Below are 22,740 nucleotides of genomic sequence, written 5' to 3'. Positions count from 1 at the left end.
GGCAATTGGTAGGGTGTGGGCATAGGATAGCGCATACCTCATGTTCGGGGTATGTTAATCAAGCACTTTACGGTAAATCTAGGAACAGCTGCTCATGATTAAGGTATTAATCGTTGAAGACGACGAAGTATTCGGAGAGGAGCTCCACGAAGTTTTCGCTCATTGGGGCTTTGATGTCCTGACGGTTAGCTCTGTGAGTGAGTTTTGGGTCAAAGTTCAAGATTTCCAACCCCAGTTAATTGTTGTTGACCTCACCTTGCCCGACGGATCTGGCGTCGACATTATCAGGGAGGTCCGCAGTAAAAGTGACATTGGAATTATCGTGATGTCGGGTCGCAGTGCTGAGGTCGAGCGGGTTGTTTGTATTGAGACTGGGGCCGATGATTATGTTGTTAAGCCTTTTAGCTCGCGAGAAATGGTCGCGCGTATTCGACAGTTGATGTACCGAACGGGTGGTGTTGCCTACGGCGAAGCAGCAAAAGCTGGCGTATCAGAGCAGGGACGCTTTAAATTTGACGGTTATGTTTTCGATGTAAATGCAATGGCGCTTACGGGGCCAGATGGGCATGATATCTCGCTGACAACCTTAGAGTTCTCGGTATTAAAGACACTGGTTGCAAATGCCCGGCAAGTGCTGTCTCGTGAGTTTTTATTAGAGTCTGCCCACGCAGCTAATTGGGCCGGGTCTGATCGAAATATTGATAATTTAGTCAGCCGTATTCGAAAAAAGGTGACAGCTCCCGGCGGCACTCCTCCAGTTCGTACCGTGCGAGGAGTGGGCTATATGTTCGCGTTGGAAGTAGAGGCGCTTTGACATTATCCCGTCGGATATAAGCTTAGTTCGTGTTCAGGGACTGAGGCTGGACCGTCATCGTAGGCCTTCAATAGCTTAAAAAGCCGTGCCCCATTCCATGTTTCTGGATTCTCTGTCGAAAAAAGTAGTGTGTCGATAGCACGCAGTTCTTGCCCAAGTTCGCCCCCAACTCTTGCGGCAATGCTATTCAAAGTGTTTGGCGATAGGTTGTCGAACTGATTGCGACCCCAAGCAAGTACAGCTAAACGCGCGGCGCTAGGATCATTGGTGCTGCAGGCCTTTCGCATTGACATAAAGTGCTGCACTTTCCGAGCTTGAGCCGCTGTTTGGGCGCTATTGGAGACTGGCGTTGCGCTATGGAGTCCCCTCAAAAGTATGCCCCCTAACAACATCGCTACTAGCCAGCCAGCCACAGCGCCAATTTGCCACATTCGAGTACTGTTGGTTTGATCACCTGAGGGAATGGCTGACGTGAGTGGGTCACTGCTTGTGTAGTCTGTGACCGCAACCAAGCTAGCAACACTAATTCGTTCCTCGGGCAGTCGAGCAAATTCCAGCGTGTCGGTTTTTGTGTTCCACCAGGGAATGATGCGTTCCGGGAGGATCCAGTTACCTGCCTCACTGCTGACTAGCGCTTCACTCTGCAGTCGATAACCCTCTAGCCCTTGTGAGATTTCTCGTTGCTCAATAGTTTCTTTGTCAGGATAGAAACGAAGCCCTTTAATGGCGCTGCTTCCCCCGAGGCTGGTGATGGGCGGCAACTGGCTTCCTTGAAGCCCTTCAGCGGTTATTTCAAGTGTTCGCGTCGTTGAATCACCAGTGCTCAGCTTCTCGGGTGCTGTGCTCCAACTGCTGGTAAGTGTCAGCTGTTGCGCAGGTAACCAAACGTCACCGGGGAATGTTGCTGGGACTGGTTTGACACGAATGCTGATAGGGTCTGATTTCATTGCAATGCGACGACCTAGCCTAGCGCCTAACAGCGACCGCCCGGGCAGCAGTTCACGGCCTGAAAATGCGATAGCAGGAACCAGAAGATCACCAGATTTTTGCGGAAATATTGCGTAGCGAAGTTCGGTGACTTGCCAAAGACGTCCACCAGAGCGCCGCTGAAAACTCTTTTGTTCTAGTGGCTCTTGATAGGTGTCAGGAATGTCGACCTCAGAAATTGCGCGGTTATCCAGATTAATCGCTTGTTGGAGGGTGATGGTGAGTATGAATTGAGCTTGCACATAAACTTCATTTTGATCGACGGCAGCGTCAAAGATCACGAGCTCGTCGGCTAGAGCATATTCAGGTTCGGGTGATACTTTTATCGCAGTGGGCGTTGTTCGACGCCCACCCGTGTTGAAGGCAGGAATGGTCAGTATGCCCTCGCGCAGGGGCGATAGTTCGATTTCAAGCGTCCGTGTAATACTTTGCTCGCCACCAATAAGTCGAGCACTAGTTGAGCTAGAGCGCTGAACAATTTCAAAATCCACCTCGAGTTGATCGAGACTAATTTGGTCCGGTCGTTCCCCGGCATCAGCCGTGAGCGTTAGACGTAATGTTTCTCCCATGGCGATATCGGTGCGATCGACTTCTGCTGTAATACGCGCCGAGGCAGGTAACGAGAGCGAGAGCAGTAACAACAAAGCGGCGCAAAAACTCAAGCGCATTGATTTACCAGCGTACATCTTCATCGGGCTCCTCTCCTTGACGCAGTCTTTGAATCGTCTCGTAACGAAATTTTCGCTGTAACAAGCCTCCGGGGTCATCAGGAACCCTTCGAAGCCATTGCTCTAGGGCTTGCTGCTTTTCTAGGCCAGCGTCAAATTTTCCCATTTGCGCTTCAGTTTGGGCATCGAGTCTTGCCTGCATTTCTTCGGATAAGGATGCAGGTTCCTGCGTGCCCTCAGGCTCAGATTGGCCCTCTGAACTGTCAGCCTTGCCGTCTTTAGGGTTCGGGCTGCCAGCATCTTCGTTAGGGTCAGTTTGCTGTGAGGAATCGCTGTCGGAGCTGGCCTGAGAATCGTTACTGTTTTGCTCTTGAGCGCCTTGTTGCGCATCTTGCTGTGACGAACCCTCCTGACCATCTGATGACTCATCACTATCCTGATCTTGCTCGCTATTTTGGTCTTGCTGAGACTGCTGCTCTTGTTGCTCTAGTAGTTTTTCAATGAGCTCGCGATTGCGGAGTGCGTCTTCAGCCTCAGGCATTAGTGCCAGAGATTGATCAAAAGCTTCTAAGGCTTGCTCGAATTTCCCCGCCATGGCCAAGGCATTGCCTTGGTTATACCAATTGTTGGCATCTTTACCTTTTTTGAAGCTGTCTGCAGCGCCCTGCCAGTTTGCGGCGGCATATTGAGCCGTGCCTTTCCAAGCATCGTCATCAAACAGACCGGCAGCGGCTTCTGCATCGCCGCGCTCGAGCGCATTGGCTCCTTTTTGGTCTGGGGTTTGCCAAAGATTGGTTAACAGTTGGGCATTCGCAGATTCGGGGTAAAGCAATGGGATCAGTAAGACGGCCGCTAAAGCGCCTCGTCTGAAAAGCGGCAGTAGGCACAGCGCTAAAAACAGCGCCAGCCAGTTGCTCTGGTCGAGCCAAGTATCTGTTTCACGATCAAGAGCGATTTCACCAAGGTCGAGCGTTTTAGAGCGGCTGAGAAGCAGGTCTAGGTCGCGATTGTCGAGTGTGATTTCAGTGAAGCGGCCGTTTAGCTCATCTGCATGATTCGCAAGTGCTGAAGGGTCTAAGCTGGGAATGACAATTTCGCCACTTTCATTGCGAAGGAAGCCTCCGTCAGGCCTTGGGATGGGAGCGCCAGAGCGTGTTCCCACGCCCAAAATAGCCAGCTCCGCTCTAGCCGCCCTAAGCTGATCTGTCACATCGGCGGCCTGAAACTTTGGCATGCCGTCAGTGATTAATAGAATTTGGCCGTTGGCAACGCCCGCGGTTTGTAAAAGCGCGACCGCAACCTCGAGAGCCTCTGTCACGTCGGAGCCGGGAAGGGGCATGATGTCGGGCCCCAACGCGCCTAATAGGTTTTCTATAGTCCGACGGTCGTCGGTAAGCGGGGCCACCACGTGGGCATCTCCCGCATAGACGACAAGTCCTGTTACACCCTCGTCACGACTGACGAGCAAGTCGAGAATTTTTTGTTTGGCACGTTGAACACGACTCGGCTGGATGTCGGCGGCATTCATCGACGCGCTGAGATCAAGCACGATAACCAGGGCATCAGCACGCTGAAAAACGGGTATTTCAATTTTCTGGAGACTGGGGCCCGCAATTGTGATGGTCGCCATGACCAGCCAGCAGACTGTCCACCAATGGCCTATTCTTTTGGTCGTGTTTGTAGTGCTGGATATCAGGTGAGGTAAGAGATGGGGGTCGATAACTTTGGCCCAACTCGCTGCTGATTGAATCGAACGCCAAAGCATAAAAAACGCGGGAGGTATCGCAAGCAAAAGCCAAAATGCCTGTGGCCGCAAAACATTGATTCCATCTTCAATCATGTTGCTGTTCCTTGGTGTTGGAACGGAAACTCAGTTGCGGCCAGGTTCGAAGAGCGATTAACAGTAAGGCCAACCAGAATGCGACGGAGGTAGGCACCCAGGTCATGGATTCGATGGGTCTGAATGTTGATTTTTCTTGTTCTACGGGCTCTAGCTCATCGAGCACTTGATAAATGCCTTGTAGCTCTTGCGGTGTTCTTGCACGGAAATATCGTCCGCCGGTAGCCTGGGCGATGGCTGTAAGCAACGCCTCGTCAACTTCACCCGAGGCATTGCTTGTGGTGCCCAAACGTCTGCTGATTCCAATGGTATAAATTCTGACATTCATCTCTGACGCCAGAGCAGCGGCTTCCATAGGGTCAACGGTACTCGCCGTATCCTGCCCATCCGTAAGCAGTATCAGAACGCGTGAATCTGCAGGGCGCTCACGCAAGCGCTTAACAGCCAACCCGAGGGCATCTCCGATGGCAGTATCTTCCCCGGCGAAACCGAGTTGCGCCTCTTCAATAAATTTCTCAACGGTTTTGATATCAAAAGTCAGGGGGGCTTGAACATACGCTCGAGTGCCAAACAGGATGAGTCCAACCCGATCTCCGGTCCTTCGGCTGGTGAAATCAGCCGCAATGGCTTTGACGGCAGTAATGCGTGAGACCAGACTATTGCCGACCTGCATATCTTCGATTTGCATACTGCCCGATAAATCAATGGCCAGTAGTAAGTCCCGCCCTGAATTCGCCAGCTCAATAGGCTCGCCTACCCACTGAGGGCGAGTGGCCGCAGTCACCAAGCTTAGCCACATCAAAATGAGTGCAATAAGTTTGAGTGGACTGCTTTGAAGGCCTAGTGACGCGGTTCCCGCTAGCTGCCGCCAGCGACTTGCGAAGGGCGCTTCTAGCGCTGCCTCTTCGTAACGGTTGCTGGCATGCAGCAAGCGCATGATGAGGGGCAGAGGAGCCAGCAGTAGCAACCAAGGGTAAGCCAGTTCAATCATGACGTTTCCCGATTTCACGAGCATCGTGACAGCGAATCCATTCAACAGCACCCTGTAACAGTTCGTCAGTCGCAGGTTGACCCGGCGTTCGATAAACCGCCTCCAGAGAGCTCATCCAGCTATCACCCGCTTTTGGCGCACTCTCACACAGCAAATGTAGCCACTCGGAGCCGTGCATTGCTGCCACTTTTTGGTCAGGCCAAGTGCGAAGTGCCGTTGCTTTTAGCAGTCGGTTCACTTGCTCAAGAGAAGGCTTGCCAAGTTCCCGTAGCACTGTGACTTGCGCCAAAGCCAGTCTGCGGTAGCGATTTTTACGCCACCGTAACAGCAAGGCTCTGCACAGAAGTCCAATGAGCAAGCTGGTGATGATTAGGGCCAGCCACCAACCCGGAGCAAGTGGCCACCAGCCGACTGAGGGTGGTTCTCGTAAGGGGGCCAACTGTTCAAGTAGGGACGCCGTATCCATCATCGTCTAATGGGTTGGAAAGTAACGTTGGAGCACGGTCAGTGGAAGCTGATCGGTGCTCATTGGAATTAGTGGTATCCGCAGCCCCTGATAGGCGTCGCGCAGGTTTTGCGCGTGTTCGTCAAACTCAGCGCTGAATCGCGCCATCAGTTTTCGATTTCCGGTATCTAAAGCGCTGCGCCCTGAGGCATCACTAACCACATAGCGACCTGCCTGAGGTAAATTGCGTTCTAGCGGGTCGCTGATCATGACCCCGGTAATTTGTACGTGTTGCACGAGCCGACGAAGGGTTTGCAGAACCTCCGGATTTAAACCGTCATGAAAGTCGCTAATGAGAAATAGGGCGGAGCCCGGTCGTGCTATCCGCTGTATCTGTCTAAGTTGCTCTGCGAGGGAAAGAGGCTCAGCCTCAGTCGTATTTTTGTCGCAGCGCACCATCTCTCGAATAATCGCCAGTACTGTGTGTCGTGACCTGGCCGGCCTAATGTCCTCCGCTCTATCGCCCGATACCACCATACCGCCCACGCGTTCGCCACGGTCGAGGGCTGACCATAAAAGTAAGCTGGCAGCGTGTGCGGCTAGGACCGATTTAAAGCAATTGCGTGAACCGAACCGCATCGTGCGACGAAGATCGAGTGAGACCAGAACAGGGCGTTCGCGCTCCTCATGAAATAATTTTGTGTGGGGTTCACCAGACCGTGCTGTCACGCGCCAGTCAATAGCTCGCACATCGTCACCCGCTGTGTACTGACGCACCTCATCAAATTCTACGCCTCGACCTCTACGGTAAGAGCGTTTTGCTCCCGCGAGATTTGCGAGGGCTCGACTCGCTTTGGTGACATCCAGAAATCGAGCAGAGAAGCGCGCAGCAATGAGTGCGCTGCTGTCGATATCTGCGCCACGTGGGAGTTGTTGTTGCTGAAGTTTCACGATCAGCCGACAGCTACTGTCTCAAGAAGCCGATTAATCACTTGAGTGCGCGTTACACCTGCAGCTTCGGCCTCAAAAGAAAGGATCAGCCGGTGCTTTAAGCAGTCGGTGACCACGGCCTGAACATCATCGGGGCTAACGTAGTCCCGACCGTGTAAATAAGCGTTGGCTCGGGCGCAGCGGTCGAGGGCTATCGTCGCTCGGGGGCTAGCGCCGAACTCCAGCCAGTCGGAGAGTTCGTTGTTGTAGGCGCTGGGTTCTCTGGTGGCTATAACGAGCTGCACAATATAAGCCTCGACGGCTTCTGCCATGTGCACGGATAAAACGGATTGTCGAGCCTTGAATATAGCATCTTGCGAAAGGGGCTGAGGTGCTTCAGGAATGGTTCCGCTAGCTTCATTTCTTGCCAGCTTGAGGATTCGAGTTTCGGCATCGGCATCTGGGTAGGACACATTTACCTGCATTAAAAAACGATCGAGCTGGGCTTCGGGTAGAGGGTAGGTACCCTCTTGCTCGATAGGGTTTTGAGTGGCCATGACCAAAAACATCTCGGGAAGGGCGTAGGTGCGCGTACCCACGCTGACTTGACGCTCTGCCATTGCCTCCAAGAGTGCGGATTGAACCTTGGCAGGGGCGCGGTTGATCTCATCCGCCAGTATTAAATTATTGAAGATCGGACCCTGTTGAAATTCGAATGTCCCCTGCTGTGGCCGAAAAATATCAGTCCCGGTGATATCACCAGGAAGTAAGTCGGGGGTAAATTGAATGCGATGGAAGCCGCCTTCGATTCCCTCTGACATTTGCTTTATCGCGCGGGTTTTGGCCAAGCCCGGTGCACCCTCCACGAGTAGGTGCCCATCTGCTAGAAGTGCTATCAATAATTTGTGGATGAGATCATGCTGACCAATAATTTGGCCAGACAACCAATGCTCAAGTTGTTGTAGGGGTGTCGAAGTCACGGAAATCGCTCTGTCTTAGGGATGCCAAGGATATGGCTCCTGCTATGACAAAAACAAGTGTCGTGAGTTCATCACAATGGGTTCAAAAGCGATGAAATAACCGTTTTTGCACCCAACTCGGCGTGCTGCACCAGAGTTGGGTGGTGTTTAGTTGGGATTCAGGTCAGAAGCCGGACAATTTATGACAAGCAGTGATGTTGGTGAGCCCTTCCCATTGATCTATTCGGCCTTCGCGCCAACCTTGCAGCCAGCTTAGTTTGTGGGGTCCAGTACCATGGGGGCAGGTTTCCCGTGAACGCCCGGAGAGGCCTATTTGGTACCCACGTTCGAAAGCGCGTTTCAGCATGTCTCGTTTGGATCTTCGCATCGTTTGATCTCCTACTAATTATTGGCAACAACTATTAGCCGCAACGGCTAATGTCCATCAAGTGCAAAAGAAGGGAAAGGGAGCAAAGTGGCGTGCAAACCTACAAGGCTTGGGTATGCCTCAATCGGGCATACTCTTAGGATGCTTCGGTCAGACTGCAGTGGTGGGCAGCTGACAGGCTGGTCTGTCAATGTATAACGATAAGTCTGCACATGTGAAATAAAAACAGAAGCGGGAATCCCTGTCGATAGTTGATTGGTTCTAACCATGTTCTGCAAGGATCTAAAGCTTGCTATGAGCTAAGAATCATTCTCCTTATGTCTGGATAACCTGCTGTAAAACCCAGACAAAAAATGCTTTTGGTACAAATATTGGCGCCGAAAACTTGTTCCACCCTGTTTGGAAGGGACGCGCGTTTGGGCTCACACGGTTGTGGTTTTCGGCGATTCGTCAGGCGTCGGTCGCTGTGCACGTGTTGTTGGTCCTGTTAGAACAGGCTGGGTTTTTTAGGGGTTGCTACTCGCGCAAAACTTTTGGTGATCCAGATTAAAAATAGGGTCGTACTAAACGCATTGGAACGACCACAGGGTTGGTCCCAGTATGTCTTGCGATAGTTTTAGGCCATCTTCCCCCAGATGGTTTTTTCTCCCCGGCCCACGCGGCCGGGGTTTTTTTTACCTACTTGCCCTAGGATGCTGCGCCTTGTTGTCGGGGTGTGGATCGGCTGCATTGCAGGATCACGCCATTAAGTCCCCGGAAATGCGACCGGAAACATTTTTTACGGGTTTTCTGACTGCACACGGTGTAGTGAGAGACCGTCGTGGCGCAGCGATACGTCAGTTTAATGCGGACATCAGTGCCTGCTGGAATGATGGTGTAGGCACCCTAGATGAAGACTTTGTCTTCGACGATGGCGAGGTCCAGAAGCGTGTGTGGACGCTATCGCCAAGCACCAATCAAAGGTTTATCGCGACGGCGGGCGATGTTGTTGGTGAAGGCGAAGGCCGTTGGAATGGCAGCGCCTTTGTCTTGGACTATACCTTGCGTATCCAGCTCGAAGACGGAGCGGTCGATGTCCGAGTAGACGACCGCATGTATCGCGTTAGCGATGATGTGGTCGTTAATCAGTCGAAAATGAGCAAGTTTGGGGTTGGTGTAGGTGAGATTTTACTCACCATAATTCGCCATCCTGATGTAGAGGTTGAATGCGCCCCCAAATAACAACGCAAGCTTTGGGCTTTGCTGGTCTCACCCCCTTTTACCTGTTTCTACTTGGCATAGCTTTTCTGCAGGATTACCCCAGAGCGCTCTCAATTCAGGGCTTTGTGGTTTATTCACTTGCGATCTTAAGTTTCCTGTCGGGTGCACTCTGGGGTAACACACGCCAGTTGCCAGATGGTGAGCAGAATTTTCATCTAGTCGTGAGCAATGGCATTGTTATTTTTGCCGTTGCAAGCGTATTAACCGCGCAAGTGGTGCTTGCTGTATTGCTACTTACACTCGGATATCTTGCCTTGCTTTGGTACGAAAGGCGTACACAGACGACGCGAAACTGGTATTCGGCTATGCGTGCGCAGTTGACCCTTGCGGTAGTCTTCGCTCATTTGCTGTACGTCGGATTGAATGTAGCTATGCTGGACTAACTACGCTGGACTAACCACCTTGCGCTCGAGGCGTCACCCTGCAGATTGAGACAATAAAACGGAGAAAGAAGTGACCGAAAATAACAATCAGTGGGTTTTGCACCATTATGAAGCGTCTCCTTATGCTGAAAAAATCCGTCTGATGTTTGGACATACCGGGTTGTCGTGGCATTCGGTGATATCTCCCGCTATGCCCCCTCGTCCCAACCTCGACCCTCTGACTGGCGGATATCGGCGGATCCCGGTCGCTCAGAAGGGCGCGGACTTGTTTTGTGACACGGCGCTTATCGCCCTTGAGATCGCCGGAGAAACTGATCGAGCGGCACTGCGCCCGGCGTCAGTGAGCGATGATTGCAAAGAATTGGTGGCTCGCGCACAGGGTGATGTGTTCTTTTCAGTCATTACCAGCGAGCCCCCTACAAAAGTGCTTGCGTCGCTGCTGCGAAAATTTGGAATTCGCCAGACCTATCGATTTTTTAAAGACCGCTCGGGCATGATGAAAGGCGCAACGATTCGACCGCCCTCAGGAGAGCAAGCCCGCTCGGTGATAACAACGTTTTTCGCGGATTTAAATGCCGCTCTTGCCGACCGTTTATTCCTCGATGGGGAGCGTCCGGGTTACGCCGACTTTGCGGCGATCCACCCGGTGAAATTTAAGCTGGATTTTATCGAGATGAGTTTGCCCAAAGACCTTGTTCATTTGAATCGGTGGTATGAGTCTATGCTTGAGCCGGGCCACGGCGAGCGATTGGAACTTGATCCCTCGGACGCCTTTGCAATGGCGGCGCAGTCGCAGCCCCGGCCTCTGCCACCGTCTGATAGCCATGAGTACCTGAATCAGATGGTGAGCGTGGCGCCCACCGACTACGGGCAGGTTCCCGTATTAGGACAGCTGGTGGCGACCACCGGTGAGCGCTATGTTGTGGCGCGGCAAACAGATGATTTCGGTGTTTTGCACGTGCATTTTCCACGGGTGGGCTACGTTGTAAAACCCGCTGCCGCAGATTAATACACTGATCATGTGGGAGATAGTATGACGCCAAGGTATGCTTTAGTGACTGGGGCTTCGGCAGGCTTGGGAGCTGAGTTCGCGAAACAGTTGGCACAAAAAGGCCTCAATTTGCTGCTTGTTGCGCGTCGTGGAGACCGTTTGCAGGCGCTTGCAGCTTCTCTTAGTCAGGACTTCGGTGTGACGGTGAAAACATTGGTGGCCGACCTTTCTGAGCCCAATGCGCCGTTGCTAATCGAGAAATATTGTCATGACAACAACCTTCAGATTGACTGGCTAATTAATAACGCGGGTGTAGCCGGGCCTGACTTATTGAAGGATCGTGATTGGCCAGAGCAGCAGGCTTTCTTTCAACTAATGATGCTATCGGTTGTTGAGTTGTGTCATCGCTTCGTACCCGGCATGGCCGCCAGAAAGTTTGGTCGAGTGGTTAACGTGGCGTCTGTAGCGGGACGAATTCCCTGGTCGGGTGGGTGTAACTATGGACCAAGCAAAGCCTATTTAGTGGCGGTGTCCGAGGAGCTAAACCTTACCGTGGCAGGGCAGGGTGTCCATGTCTCAGCTTTGTGTCCCGGCTTCACACACACTGACTTTCATGAAACCGCGGGTTTGAACGATATGAAGGCAGGTATGCCAAGATGGCTTTGGTACGGCGCTGACACCGTCGTCAGTGACGCCATCCGTGGCGCAGATGTTGGCAAACCTGTGGTGGTGTCGGGGCGCTTGTACCGGTGGTTAGACCCACTCTTTCAATCAGTATGGACTCGCCGATTTTTTCGAATCAAGGCGCGTCCGCAGTAACGCTATATACTGGTCGCGGTCCCCTGGCGAAAACCTTTCATCCACTGAGTGGGCGAACAGAGATTAACCGCGCGAAAAGAACGCCGGAAATTGGCGGCATTTTCATAGCCTAATTCTGCGGCTACGGCCTCCACACTCGCACCATCTAACAACATATTTTTCGCACAATCGTGAACGGCTCTCAACTTCAGTTCACGAAACGTTGTCTGTTCTTCCATGAGACGCCGGCTTAGGGTGCGCGGAGATAAATGCAGTGATTCCGCAAGGTCGTTGATGTCTGGCAGGGGTGGGCGTTGAGACTGCATCACGCTACGCAGGTGACGCGTGAAAGGCTGGTCTCCGGGAGAACTGGCCAGCTGTAATTGCTCGCTAAGGTGACGCCTAGAGAGTTGCCAAACTTCGGGGTTGCTAAAGGGGGAGCGGGTGTTCAGCCAATGGGTTGGGAATTCTAGGCCTGTAAAACGGCAGTTGTAGCTCAGTTTGCCTAAAAGTGGTGTCGCCATGGGCGCCTCTCGCTTGAGGGCAGGAGAGGCAATTTTAAACTCTATGGTTCCCTCGGCTGACCCTACTAAGTCTATAAGGTAGTCTTGAAGCAGTGCAAAGACCGTCTCAGCATGTATTAGTAACGAGTCGCCCAAGTCTCGATCGGTCTCTAGCGTGATTCGCGTAACCCTTTGTCCTGCTAGCAGCTCAAAATGCAGGTAATCGGCCTCCAGAGTTGAGTAACTTGACATGGCTTGCAGTCCGGCACCGAGGGTCGGTGCCGACATCATTGCAACGCCCATCATTCCCAATGTTGCCAGTCGATTTCTGCTGGTAACGAGTGATCCTAATTGTTTGTCACCCAGCATCTCTTGAGCATTGGCAAGTAACTTCAGAAAATCACTGGGCTCCAACTTGGCCAATTGCCAGAGTGCCTCTGAATTAATAGCACAGCCCCTGAAGAGCGCAGCGTCGTCATGACCACGGATTTTAAGTTCGCGGTGTAGCAGTCTCGCATAATGTGCACTTATCATGTTTGCGGCCTTTTAGGCGTATAATGACACCCTAATGGCGAAAGAGGAATGGGTCAATCGAAAGTGCCTCAAGTAACATTTAACGTCCATGATCGAGTTTTGCACATGACAAATCGAGAAAAAGTCCAGTTGATGAAGCGCTCGGCGAACGGTTACTGCGATACGCTGGCGTGGCCAACGATACTGCTGGTAGCTGTCGTGTTCCCTTCATATTTTTTAACCCCTGTAGCGGTGGTAGCTGGGCTATTACCGGTGTCGGTGGGTGTACTCTTAATGGCATTCTTTACCTATGCAGCTTATACCGGGCTGCATGAGGCGGTGCATGGCGCTGTCTGTGGTGGTCAACAGAAACACCGATGGGTTAATGAATGGGTGGGTTATCTTGCGGCCATCCCGTCAGGGATTCCATTGTGCGCTCATCGCCACGAGCATTTCTCACACCATAACCACACCAACAAGGTAGGTGAGGATCCTGATCTGATTTGTGCAGACATGACAACTAACCCCTGGCGACTTGTCGCATCGCCCATGTTGCTAACCGCACAACAATTTCAACTCTTTTTGCGAGAGCGGTGGCCTAGTGCCCACAAGGAGCTTCGAAGAACTTTCATACTTGAAACCTCTGCCATACTTCTCAGCCGCGTTTTGTTACTGATTGCGTTGTTTGGCCCTGTGGCGGCGAGTGCCGGTATTTCAACCTTCTCTGTTAGTGTGGACGTTTTATTCACGCTTGTTGTCGGGCCACTGATTGGGCAGGTGGTTTTGGTTTATCTGTTTGCTTACGTCGTGCACAGGCCACATACCGTCGCAGGCAAGTTTGTTGACACGTCCATTTTTGAACTGCCTCGAGCATTACGCAGCGCGGGTACCTGGCTTTGGGGTTTTCAGAACTACCACGGCATTCACCACGCTTTTCCCAGAGTGCCTTGGTATCGATATCGTGCAGTGTTTGAAGCGCATCGGGACGAGTTATTTGAACAAGGTATGCCCACCTATCAACTTTCTGGCTTAAAATGGCGCCGAGTTAATTAATATTTAAAGCCACAGGCTAGGAGACAGAGCATGCCCGTTATCACCTTCATTGAATTCGACGGCACCAAACATCAGATAGACAGCGAATCAGGCCTCACCGTTATGGAGATGGCCATGAAGCACGACATCCCGGGTATTGATGCTGATTGTGGAGGTTCGGCTGTTTGTGGCACCTGCCACTGTTTTGTAGAGGCATCGAGCGAACTGCCAGCGGTGGAGCCTCAAGAAGAGTCCATGCTGGGGTTGCGCCCAGATCGCGAATCGAATTCCCGCTTGAGTTGCCAGCTTCAAGTCAGCGAGCAAGGTGGCGACATGACCATAAGACTCCCAGAATTTCAGATGTAGTCTTGAGCCTCTGACGGGGCCACATTAGCCGCTAAACGAAATGTTGAAATTGAATAGGACGCACCCATGAATCAGGCAGTGACCCAAAAAGACGGATTGCCCGACCCGCTGAGTACGCCTTTAGAGCAGCTCGATGTGGCTGATCCTAGACGATTTGAGTTTGATACCTGGCAACCTCTGTTTGAGCGACTACGGAACGAAGCCCCGGTTCATTACCAGGCGGAAGGGCCCGCGGGCCCTGCGCCGCACGGTGATTTCTGGTCGGTAACGCGTTTCGAGGACATCGTCGAGGTGGAGAAAAACTGGGAGGCGTTTTCGTCAGAGCCATCTATTGCCATTCTTGATCCTGAGCCCGACATGTCGGTGCAGATGTTTATTGCGACTGATCCGCCGCTCCATGATGAGCAAAGACGAGCCGTTCAGGGAGTCGTTGCGCCACGGAATTTACAAGAATTTGAGGCAATAATTCGCCAGCGTACCCAAGAGACCCTTGAGGGATTGCCCGTTGGCGAAACCTTTAATTGGGTGGATCGTGTTTCAATCGATTTGACCACCAAAATGCTAGCGACGCTTTTTGATTTTCCTCAGGAACAACGCCACTTGCTAACGCACTGGTCAGATGCCGCCACATCTGACGCGCGGATTACAGCGGGCCGAGGCCTAAGTATCGATGAGCGACGCACAATTATGCTTGAAATGCTGCAGTCGTTTACGCAACTCTGGCATGAGCACAAGGCAAATGATCGAGAGTCTTTTGACCTGATTCGAATGTTGCAGCGTGATCCTAAAACGCAAAACATGGTTGATGAGCCGTTGTCTTATTTAGGCAATTTGATGCTGTTAATAGTGGGTGGCAATGACACTACGCGAAACTCAATGACCGGGGGGGTGCTGTATTTGCACCAAAACCCTTCTGAGATGGCAAAACTTAAGGCAAATCCTGCGCTGATTCCATCCATGGTATCTGAGATTATTCGTTACCAAACGCCACTACCGCACATGCGCCGAACAGCCACGCGGGATGTTGAAATTAATGGCACGGTCATTCCTAAAGGCGGGCGCGTTGTTCTGTGGTATGTCTCTGGTAACCGCGACAGCGACATGATACCGAACGCAGACGAGTTCATTATTGACCGGCCTAATGTGCGGAATCATTTATCGTTTGGTATGGGGATCCATCGATGTATGGGTAATCGGTTGGCTGAGATGCAGCTACGTATCGTTTGGGAGGAGATCTTAGAGCGCTTTGAGCGTGTCGAAGTCGTAGGTTCCCCGGTGAGAACCTGCAACTCTTTCGTTCGTGGATATCACGACTTACCAGTTAAATTGCACCCGAAAATTTAGGTCGCCGACAAGCCCTCGCCGCTGGCCAGAGCTGGCCAGCAATGTCGCTTGCGGCTACAAGGGCTGTCCGCTGGTTTCTTCTAAAGCTGACAGTGACCAAAGCGTGAGCACCGCCGCCAGCAAGATGTAGAGCGAGACAAAGGTAATTCCCAGCTCCTTCCACAGCAAGACCGCGAGCGTGGGCGCCAAGGCTCCGCCAACGATGGCACCAATTTGATAGCCCAACGACGCTCCCGAGTAGCGAACTTCTGTGCTAAATAGCTCTGTGAAGTATGCGGCCTGAGGGCCGTATTGCATGCCCAAGAAAGCAAGACCCAGGGTAAGGCCTAACGTTATCAGCGGTAGGGAGCCAGTGTCGATGAGTGGGAAAAGGGCGAAGCCCCAAAGCCCGGTGAGAATGGCTCCCCAGCGATAAATCTTTTTTCTACCCATCCGGTCAGACAGCCCTGAGAAATAGAACTGGGTTGGAACCATGACTGCAGAGCCGATTAGAACAGCGGTGAGCATGGCCTCCCGGGAAAGGTTCACCGTGGGGGAGTTGAGTCCATAGGCAACGGTAAACGCGATCAAAATATAGAAGGTGACTTGTACCGACAAAAACGCTCCGGCGGCGAGCATGATTGTTCGGGGATATTTTTTGAATGCTTCCACAACTGGCGATCTAGCGACCACCTGAGTATCGTCAGGCATGCCCTGTGCAGCCTTCAGCGTTTTAAAGGCCTCGGTGTCTTCTAGGCGCAGCTGTACAAAAAGCGATACACCGATTAGCAGAATACTGGCGAGAAAGGGTAGCCGCCAGCCCCAGTTCATAAAGGCTTCATCACTCATGTTCATGCTGACGCCGATAAAGGCCAAGTTTGCCAAAATGACGCCAACCGGTGCGCCTGCTTGTGCATAGGCGCCATACCAGCCCCGTTTATTGGCCGGAGCACTCTCGGTCACTAAGAGCATTGCACCTCCCCACTGACCGCCAATGGCGAGGCCTTGGATAAAGCGTAAAAGGACCAGCACCAAGGGTGCGGCAATGCCAATCGTTGCGTACGTGGGGAGCAAGCCGATCAGAGTTGTGGCGGCGCCCATCATCATTAAAGCAACGACTAAGGTACGCTTTCGGCCTACACGATCGCCAAAGTGGCCGAAAATCACGCCGCCTACGGGCCTGGCAATAAAGCCCACCGCAAATGTGCTGAAAGAAATGATCAGCAGCACCATGGGAGGGAGGTCTTGAGGAAAAAACGCCTTGGGAAAGACGATCGCGGCGGCTGTGCCATAGATGAAAAAGTCGTACCACTCGATACTTGTGCCGGCAAGCGACGTGAGTGCAACCTTGCGCATATTACCCTTGTCGTCATGCTCTGACGCCATGTCGTCTTCCTCTGCAGTGTAAAAGAACCGTGCCTTACGTTCCCATTATCAGCCGTAGATGTCGAGCTACCAGTCTTGTGTCCACGCAACGGCGTCAATTTGAGGGTTCAGGACGTAAATTTCGCGGGGTGGGAAAACACCTTCATTATTTTTTGGCGCTGCTTTACTTCATCTACTTAGGGCCAGCGACGACGACAAAGACAACTCCAACGCCTTATAGGCGTCTCGAATGACGAGATTCTTAATAGTAATTACCTATCGCATTGCGTTAAATTGGAGGTCTAAAAAGGAGGTCGTATGATCGAATATCACAATCCAGATGCGCCGATAGGTATTGATGAAATACCCTATGAGCTTTCTTTGGCTGTTACATCGAGCTCAAACACAACCATAGGTTTATTGGCCAATGGATTTCCCGATTCCGTAGAGTTTTTGAATGCAGTGGGTGTCGCTATTTGTGCGTTGTTTCCAAGCATAACGTTACGGGCATACAACAAAGGTAACGCAACCATTGCTGCTGGTGATCAGTTGTTGCAGGAAATTACCGGGGAGTGTGCGGGGGTTATTGCTGCCTACGGACATTGAGGTTCTTGCACTACCGGCACCGTGCGTGACGGAATTAATATTGCAAACCTCGGTATTCCCTCAGTCGCATTGGTGACCGAAGAGTTTTGGGCGCAGGGTGATTTTGTAGCTCAATCCCTCGGTATGCCCGCAGTGCCGCGCGTCCAGTTGCCACATCCAGTGGCAGGGACAGACACGGGGACTATGCGAAAGATTGCAGAGTTAGTTGCACCCACAATAATTCAGGCGTTGGAGGGTGGTGATGGGTGATTTGCTTTCGGCTGCTGACGAGGCACAAGCGTTAGAGGATCTTCATCAGAGAGGCTGTACTGACGGGCTGCCCGTGGTCATTCCCACGCATGACAGAGTCGCGCGCATGGTGCTGGCTTCAGGACAGGCCGGGGATATGGTGTTGGGCACTATGGGGCCTGGTCATGGCGTGGCAAGTATTGAAAAGGTTGCGGTGGCGGCGGTTATGGCGGGGTGTTTACCCGATTACATGCCGGTCGTGGTAGCGGCGGTTAAGGCCGTTATCGACCCGGCCTTTGACCTGACGGAAATGCAGGCAACAACGCACTGTACGGCACCGCTAATGATAGTTAACGGACCTGCGCGTCATAACTGTGGACCTATTGTTTCTGGTACCGGCGCGCTTGGACCCGGTCATCGTGCCAATGCTACGATAGGACGCGCACTGCGATTGACTATGATCAACATCGGTAAGGCTAGGCCCGGCAGTTCGGATATGGCTTTGCTGGGGCATCCGGGCAAGTTTACTTATTGTCTTGCCGAGGACGAGGAGGGCAGCCCTTTTCCTCCACTTCATGTTTCCTTGGGTTTTGATGCACAGGATAGTGTCGTAACTATCGTCGGTGCTGAGGCGCCGCATTCAGTTATTTATGCCGGGGACGGTGATGACCCTCAGGGTTACACTGTGCTACTTGAGTTATTGGCGTTAGCCTTGGCTAATGCACCTAGCAACAATGCCTCTTTAACCGGTGGATTTGCGACTGTGGTGTTAAATCCAGAGCACAGCGCGATCTTGCATAAGGCGGGCCTCGCTCGAGAGGATATTGCTCGCGAGCTCTATGAGCGTAGCTCCTTGGCAGATGAAACCGTCAAACGACTTATGCCCGTCTTTGGGGGTATACCTGCAAATACAGGAGAAGACCCTACCCGGCGTATGGCCTTTCGAGGGCCGGAGCAAATACTCATTTTGCAGGCAGGCGGGAGTGGGCTCTATTCGATGGTTATGCCCTCTTGGTGCGCTGGAGCTCACAGCAACTCAGCGGTAAGTGTCAAAGTTGAGGCTGATATTTTCTGTGAGATTCCCAGCTTCACAAAGTCTTAACAGATTGCACAGATTGGTGATCTGTTGGGCGACAAAAATTTAACTTATTGGGTCATTGCTGCGGTGTGCCGAGAGTCATTGTGTTGCCCGCGCCGCAACGGACTTTTTCTAAGACGTTCTTCTGAACGTTCTTCTGAATAGGGCGATCTGATCGCCGTAGGAGGTTGCCATTGCAGGCGGGTGGTGAAACCTTCCTGTAGTTTTTGAGAATTTCTGGAGATAGGTTGAATGTGTTTAGGAAGCCCCATGACCTACCGTTTATTCTGAGTTGCCCCCGTTGCCTAAGCCTCGACCCTTTTCAGGTGAACAATGATCTGGGCACCTTTGCCAGTGTTTTCGGCAAACATTTCCCCTCCCATATCGTGCACAATTCCATAGCTCACTGAAAGTCCCAGCCCGGTGCCAACGCCAACGTCCTTGGTGGTGTAAAAAGGTTCGAAGATACGTTTCAGTGCCTCCTCGGGAATGCCGGTCCCTGTATCAGACACTGCAATTTTAACGGTGTCCTCGTTTAACAATACAACTCCAATCTTTATCTGCTTAAGCGCTTTACCGCTGGTTTTGATGGAGAAGATGGCATTTGATATTAGATTTAGTAAGACTTGCTCGAGTCGAATTTGGTGGCCCCAGGTCATTATCTGGTCGTGGTGCAAGTTTGGGATAAAGTCGATCTGCTCCATTTTGAGCTGCGCTTCTACTAAATCAAACACGTTGGTAATGGCGTTTACAAGATCAAATGCAGAGTTACTCTCTTTGGCTTCTCGGCCAAAAATGCGCATTTGATCTGTAATCACAGCGGCACGAACTACCTGCTGCTTGATTCGGTTAATTTTCTGCAGAATATGTTCGGGCACCTCTGCTCGCCCTCTGGCCGCCTGTTGAGAAATATTTTCCGCCGTAATGCTGATGGCATTGAGTGGTTGGTTCAATTCATGGGCCATGCCCGCCGCCATCTCACCCAGCGTAATCATCTTCGACGACTGGATTAGATTGGCCTCAGTGCGTTTGCGCTCTGTTATGTCTTGTATTGAAACAAACACTTCGGAGGGGTTACCTTCTTCGTAATGATACTTTTGCACAACATGGCGAATTTCACTATCGCGACGCACAATTTTATACTCTATGTCGCGCTCCTCGTCGCCGTGGTAGTACTCGACATAGCGTTGCCGGTCGGCAGGGTCGACTAGCTCTAAATCGGCTTCGAGTGTTGTATATTTTTGCAGGAATTCTGACCGTTCGTAACCAAATATTCCCGCCCACTCTTCGGAAACCTCGGAATAACTACTTAGGTCGAGGTTCCAAATAGCGTGGCCAATATTGGCTAATCTGGCGCTGAGTCGCAGTAAAGCTAAACTATCTGATAGGGCTTTCTGTCCTTTTTGCAATTCTTCCTGGTCTTGCTTGGCCTTTGTGAGGTCCTGCATGACGATAAGATATAGAGGGCCAATGCCGTTCTCGGTCGGTAGGAGGCGGGTCTGTTGTTTTAGGTGCCGAATTTGCCCGTTAGATAAACGCACCCGGTATTCAACGAATGAGTCTCCGTGCGCTGATTGGTATTCTACTTGGCTCTCATAAGCTAGATAGGCTTCCCTATCTTCTTTAACAACAAGTTGAGCATACGCATCTAAGCTTGAAATTTTTTCTAGATAGGCAGCGACTTCCATACCGTGCATTTTGGCCATAATTTCTGACACATAAATATCTCGGTCAAGCTGATCGTCCCAAATAGCATGACCCAACTCGGCTAGGTGAGCCGCATTCTCCAAAGACTCCAGTTTCACATTTGTCGTTTTGATTTGGGCTTTTAGGTCGCTCAGCTGCTGCTCTTGCTTTTGAATAATAGCAACAAGCTCCTGCGTAGAACGCTGTGCTTGACGAGGTGAGGACGTTACACCCTCATTGGTTCTATTTCGCTTATCCGTGCCCTGCATTTCATAGCCTCCATGACATTGAAAATGCTTTCAGATCCCAAATAACAAACCCCGAAAAACATTCAAATAAGACGGTTTGTTAGTCCTCTCGACAGTCAGCGCGCCCTGTCAATCCTTTTATATAACACAACAGCGAAAACGGCAGGTGGCTTTCAGTAAATGTGGATAAGTGCTGTTTTGACTTTATACTGGGTGTGACGACGAATTGGATCTGGGGGAAGCATCATGCAAATTTGGCGTTTTTTAGGGTCTAGTTCTTTGATCCGTAAAATTCTCTTGGCAGCTGTATTCCTTCTTGGCTATCCGCTACTTGCGCCTGCCGAAAATATGACGCCGGTTCAAGGTGATCTCAAGCCCGTAAATTACATAGCCTATACGGAGTCGTTAGCGAGCTCAGGTCAGCCCTCTGCGCTCGAGTTTGAAGCACTTGCAAGGGCGGGCGTGGAGCGTGTGATTTACCTCGCCTTCTTGGATCACGACACTTCTGTACCTAATGAGGATCGGATTGTGAGAGGCCTGGGAATGCAGTTTGCGCACATTCCAGTGGTGTGGTCTGCTCCGAGTCTTGCCGATTTCGAATTGTTTTCAGCGGTTATGCGACAGTCAGAGGGCGCGAATACCCTAGTTCACTGCCAGGTTAATTGGCGTGCAAGTAGCTTCGTTTTTCTTTATCGCGCCATTTATCAAGGTGTACCCATGAATGATGCTGTTTTGGCACTCAATTCGATTTGGACACCGAGTGAAGAGTGGCGGAAATTTATTGTAGATGTTCTGAAAGCCCACAACCTTGAGCCAAACTGTGAGTTTTGTTCGGCGCTGGAGGGGAATTAAACGCCAGCCTTTTTTAATAACATTCTGTGAAGACCAGCGACAATAGTGCTTTCTCTTATTACAGGCTCGTAAGGTTTAGTTCCGGCTCTGTCGTCAGTTGCCAGTAGGACTGCGAGCTTGTGCTCTTTGGTTGGAGTTGTCTCACGAGGTGGAGATTGAGGAGTACGTCAATGGTAAGCCGACAGGCTGCTGAATTAGGGAATCACTGGAACCGATTGCAATACTACTTTGCTTTGTGGGGCTGTTTTTGGAGTTTCCTACTCCCAAGCGCCGTTCAGGGTCAAGACGATGCAAGTGCGCTGAGCACCGAAGAAATTGCTGTGCTATTTGCTGACGTAGTCGACAGGGCTGAAGTAATTGATGCTGTCGGTGTTCAAGCAGAGACCTTGTGGTACGCCAGCGGTCACTTTGAAACCCGTTGGTGGAGTTCGAACCGAGAGGGCCGGGTAACAGGTCGCTGGATAGCTCGGGACAGTAAACGGTGTGTGCTCATTTCCGAACCTTTGCCGGCTTCTGCGCCGGGTTGGCGGTGCGGTAAAATTTTGCGGGAATCTGGCGGTGTTTATCGCTCTTTAAATCCTGATGGCTCCACCCACGGTTTACATCAACTCAGCGCTTTGCCAGCCGAACTGAAACCTTCGTTGCCCTGAGGGTATCTCGAGTTGCTTGCGAAGAAGCGGGTGAGGGCGGTGTCAGTTAGTTGAGGTGTAAGCACCTCACCATCTACGCTAGTGGCCAGGCCATCTAAGAGAGTCGCTGAATGGCGCTAGTCGTTTGTCCTATGCAGAAAATAATAGTTCTCCAGAAAATCAGTGCTGGGTGTGCACCGTCTCCATCTGCATTTGTCGGCCTCTATAGAGATTCGCCATCTTTGCTTGTCGCTTTGGACAATACATGGCGGAACACCAGTTGCTCAATTTCTGCGGGTCTTCCTCTCGGGCACAGTTCATGAGGGGCGACAAAGCTCTGAGCTCATGACCGACTTTTTCTAGCAGGGGAGGGACCAAGTCATGGCAGTTAATTTCATTGAGCGCCACAACCAGTTTATTTGTGCTTTCAACCATCCGTGCGGCCCATTGCCAAGATCGGGTTGCTTCATTGGTTACTTGGAAATGACAAATTTGTAGGGCACCTCCAAATTCAAGGAAAGCCGGTTCAGCCATGTCAGACCTAAAATATTCCAATCCACACGCTGAATAGCTCTGGTAAGCAATGTCAGCGCTAACGTATGACTGACACAGCTTTTGTACGAGCTTGAGGTTCAAAAATGAAACTTTTAGAGGGCTTTTATCCACGATGTCTCCTGAGAGTCCTTTTGCAATCAACTTGTAAATGATAATCATTATCATATAAGGGTGCAACCTAGAATGCCCGATCTCAAAAAAAGGGCAGGGTGGAGCCCGTACAGCTTGTTAACCTCTGGAAAAGTCTGCCACAGGAGGTGATTAGAGCGTTACTGCACCATAATTTTGCCGATACAGGTGGC

Annotated in this window: 23 protein-coding genes; 12 read left to right on the top strand and 11 right to left on the bottom strand. The window is 51.5% G+C overall.

What is annotated here, in order from left to right:
• Nucleotides 1-94: 94 nt before the first annotated feature.
• Nucleotides 95-814 (top strand): response regulator transcription factor, encoded by a 720-nt coding sequence (locus tag ACMAZB_RS09905; protein ID WP_435216841.1) that lies wholly within the window; start codon nucleotides 95-97, stop codon nucleotides 812-814.
• A 2-nt stretch (nucleotides 815-816) separates the two neighbouring features.
• Here ACMAZB_RS09905 and ACMAZB_RS09900 read toward each other — a convergent pair whose 3' ends face one another.
• The 7 genes from ACMAZB_RS09900 to rmf all read right to left on the bottom strand — a co-directional run bounded on the left by ACMAZB_RS09900 (nucleotide 817) and on the right by rmf (nucleotide 8,022).
• Nucleotides 817-2,493, bottom strand: a complete 1,677-nt coding sequence (locus tag ACMAZB_RS09900) for a BatD family protein (protein WP_435216839.1) — start codon at nucleotides 2,491-2,493, stop codon at nucleotides 817-819.
• Nucleotides 2,474-4,309 carry a VWA domain-containing protein gene (locus ACMAZB_RS09895; RefSeq protein ID WP_435216837.1) on the bottom strand — a complete coding sequence of 612 codons (1,836 nt, stop codon included), beginning with the start codon at nucleotides 4,307-4,309 and terminating at the stop codon, nucleotides 2,474-2,476. The genes ACMAZB_RS09900 and ACMAZB_RS09895 overlap by 20 nt, the downstream gene beginning before the upstream one ends.
• Entirely contained in the window at nucleotides 4,302-5,300 is a 999-nt protein-coding gene (locus ACMAZB_RS09890; protein WP_435216835.1) for a VWA domain-containing protein, read from the bottom strand. Before ACMAZB_RS09890 ends, ACMAZB_RS09895 begins: the two co-directional genes overlap by 8 nt.
• A complete protein-coding gene (locus ACMAZB_RS09885; RefSeq protein WP_435216834.1) occupies nucleotides 5,293-5,766 on the bottom strand; it encodes a DUF4381 domain-containing protein in 474 nt (157 codons plus the stop codon). Before ACMAZB_RS09885 ends, ACMAZB_RS09890 begins: the two co-directional genes overlap by 8 nt.
• A gap of 6 nt (nucleotides 5,767-5,772) precedes the next feature.
• Nucleotides 5,773-6,696: a DUF58 domain-containing protein gene (locus ACMAZB_RS09880; protein WP_435216832.1), complete on the bottom strand. Its 924-nt coding sequence runs from the start codon at nucleotides 6,694-6,696 to the stop codon at nucleotides 5,773-5,775.
• Between the two features lie 2 nt (nucleotides 6,697-6,698).
• The gene (locus tag ACMAZB_RS09875) at nucleotides 6,699-7,655 is read right to left on the bottom strand and encodes an AAA family ATPase (protein ID WP_435211445.1); all 957 of its coding nucleotides are present in this window, start codon (nucleotides 7,653-7,655) and stop codon (nucleotides 6,699-6,701) included.
• Between the two features lie 163 nt (nucleotides 7,656-7,818).
• Nucleotides 7,819-8,022 carry a ribosome modulation factor gene (gene rmf / locus ACMAZB_RS09870; protein WP_007235233.1) on the bottom strand — a complete coding sequence of 68 codons (204 nt, stop codon included), beginning with the start codon at nucleotides 8,020-8,022 and terminating at the stop codon, nucleotides 7,819-7,821.
• Nucleotides 8,023-8,751: 729 nt separating this feature from the next.
• Here rmf and ACMAZB_RS09865 point away from each other — a divergent pair.
• The 4 genes from ACMAZB_RS09865 to ACMAZB_RS09850 all read left to right on the top strand — a co-directional run bounded on the left by ACMAZB_RS09865 (nucleotide 8,752) and on the right by ACMAZB_RS09850 (nucleotide 11,475).
• The gene (locus tag ACMAZB_RS09865; protein ID WP_435216831.1) at nucleotides 8,752-9,243 is read left to right on the top strand and encodes a DUF3833 family protein; all 492 of its coding nucleotides are present in this window, start codon (nucleotides 8,752-8,754) and stop codon (nucleotides 9,241-9,243) included.
• On the top strand, nucleotides 9,228-9,665 hold the full coding sequence (locus ACMAZB_RS09860) for a DUF3429 domain-containing protein (protein WP_435211440.1): 438 nt from the start codon (nucleotides 9,228-9,230) through the stop codon (nucleotides 9,663-9,665). Before ACMAZB_RS09865 ends, ACMAZB_RS09860 begins: the two co-directional genes overlap by 16 nt.
• Before the next feature lie 70 nt (nucleotides 9,666-9,735).
• Nucleotides 9,736-10,674 carry a glutathione S-transferase family protein gene (locus ACMAZB_RS09855; RefSeq protein WP_435211438.1) on the top strand — a complete coding sequence of 313 codons (939 nt, stop codon included), beginning with the start codon at nucleotides 9,736-9,738 and terminating at the stop codon, nucleotides 10,672-10,674.
• Nucleotides 10,675-10,698: 24 nt separating this feature from the next.
• Nucleotides 10,699-11,475: an SDR family NAD(P)-dependent oxidoreductase gene (locus ACMAZB_RS09850; RefSeq protein ID WP_435216829.1), complete on the top strand. Its 777-nt coding sequence runs from the start codon at nucleotides 10,699-10,701 to the stop codon at nucleotides 11,473-11,475.
• A 2-nt stretch (nucleotides 11,476-11,477) separates the two neighbouring features.
• Here ACMAZB_RS09850 and ACMAZB_RS09845 read toward each other — a convergent pair whose 3' ends face one another.
• On the bottom strand, nucleotides 11,478-12,491 hold the full coding sequence (locus tag ACMAZB_RS09845; RefSeq protein ID WP_435216827.1) for an AraC family transcriptional regulator ligand-binding domain-containing protein: 1,014 nt from the start codon (nucleotides 12,489-12,491) through the stop codon (nucleotides 11,478-11,480).
• A 105-nt stretch (nucleotides 12,492-12,596) separates the two neighbouring features.
• Between ACMAZB_RS09845 and ACMAZB_RS09840 the strand changes: the two genes are divergently transcribed.
• The 3 genes from ACMAZB_RS09840 to ACMAZB_RS09830 all read left to right on the top strand — a co-directional run bounded on the left by ACMAZB_RS09840 (nucleotide 12,597) and on the right by ACMAZB_RS09830 (nucleotide 15,212).
• Nucleotides 12,597-13,523: a fatty acid desaturase family protein gene (locus ACMAZB_RS09840; RefSeq protein ID WP_435216825.1), complete on the top strand. Its 927-nt coding sequence runs from the start codon at nucleotides 12,597-12,599 to the stop codon at nucleotides 13,521-13,523.
• 30 nt (nucleotides 13,524-13,553) lie between these two features.
• Entirely contained in the window at nucleotides 13,554-13,868 is a 315-nt protein-coding gene (locus ACMAZB_RS09835; RefSeq protein ID WP_435216824.1) for a 2Fe-2S iron-sulfur cluster-binding protein, read from the top strand.
• Nucleotides 13,869-13,934: 66 nt separating this feature from the next.
• Nucleotides 13,935-15,212: a cytochrome P450 gene (locus tag ACMAZB_RS09830; RefSeq protein WP_435211428.1), complete on the top strand. Its 1,278-nt coding sequence runs from the start codon at nucleotides 13,935-13,937 to the stop codon at nucleotides 15,210-15,212.
• A gap of 54 nt (nucleotides 15,213-15,266) precedes the next feature.
• Here ACMAZB_RS09830 and ACMAZB_RS09825 read toward each other — a convergent pair whose 3' ends face one another.
• Nucleotides 15,267-16,577, bottom strand: coding sequence for an MFS transporter (locus ACMAZB_RS09825; RefSeq protein WP_435211426.1), 1,311 nt, complete (start codon nucleotides 16,575-16,577; stop codon nucleotides 15,267-15,269).
• A 297-nt stretch (nucleotides 16,578-16,874) separates the two neighbouring features.
• On the opposite strand from ACMAZB_RS09825, the gene ACMAZB_RS09820 reads away from it, so the two are divergent.
• Both ACMAZB_RS09820 and ACMAZB_RS09815 read left to right on the top strand, forming a co-directional pair.
• Nucleotides 16,875-17,411, top strand: coding sequence for a UGSC family (seleno)protein (locus tag ACMAZB_RS09820; RefSeq protein ID WP_435216822.1), 537 nt, complete (start codon nucleotides 16,875-16,877; stop codon nucleotides 17,409-17,411).
• A complete protein-coding gene (locus ACMAZB_RS09815; RefSeq protein WP_435216820.1) occupies nucleotides 17,404-18,492 on the top strand; it encodes a hypothetical protein in 1,089 nt (362 codons plus the stop codon). Before ACMAZB_RS09820 ends, ACMAZB_RS09815 begins: the two co-directional genes overlap by 8 nt.
• A gap of 281 nt (nucleotides 18,493-18,773) precedes the next feature.
• On the opposite strand, the gene ACMAZB_RS09810 is transcribed toward ACMAZB_RS09815, so the two are convergent.
• On the bottom strand, nucleotides 18,774-20,423 hold the full coding sequence (locus ACMAZB_RS09810) for a PAS domain-containing sensor histidine kinase (protein WP_435216819.1): 1,650 nt from the start codon (nucleotides 20,421-20,423) through the stop codon (nucleotides 18,774-18,776).
• Between the two features lie 225 nt (nucleotides 20,424-20,648).
• Here ACMAZB_RS09810 and ACMAZB_RS09805 point away from each other — a divergent pair, with 225 nt between their 5' ends.
• Both ACMAZB_RS09805 and ACMAZB_RS09800 read left to right on the top strand, forming a co-directional pair.
• Complete coding sequence (locus tag ACMAZB_RS09805) at nucleotides 20,649-21,254, top strand: protein tyrosine phosphatase family protein (protein WP_435211419.1); 606 nt, start codon at nucleotides 20,649-20,651, stop codon at nucleotides 21,252-21,254.
• 170 nt (nucleotides 21,255-21,424) lie between these two features.
• Nucleotides 21,425-21,904: a hypothetical protein gene (locus ACMAZB_RS09800; RefSeq protein ID WP_435216818.1), complete on the top strand. Its 480-nt coding sequence runs from the start codon at nucleotides 21,425-21,427 to the stop codon at nucleotides 21,902-21,904.
• Between the two features lie 159 nt (nucleotides 21,905-22,063).
• Here the strand turns inward: ACMAZB_RS09800 and ACMAZB_RS09795 are convergent, their stop codons facing one another.
• Nucleotides 22,064-22,549, bottom strand: coding sequence for a hypothetical protein (locus ACMAZB_RS09795; protein WP_435216816.1), 486 nt, complete (start codon nucleotides 22,547-22,549; stop codon nucleotides 22,064-22,066).
• Between the last annotated feature and the right edge of the window lie 191 nt (nucleotides 22,550-22,740).

This window comes from Luminiphilus sp. nBUS_07, from assembly GCF_051201685.1.
Lineage (GTDB): Bacteria > Pseudomonadota > Gammaproteobacteria > Pseudomonadales > Halieaceae > Luminiphilus.
Note: the sequence above shows the minus strand (reverse complement) of the source record. Positions and strands in the feature narration are given on the sequence as shown.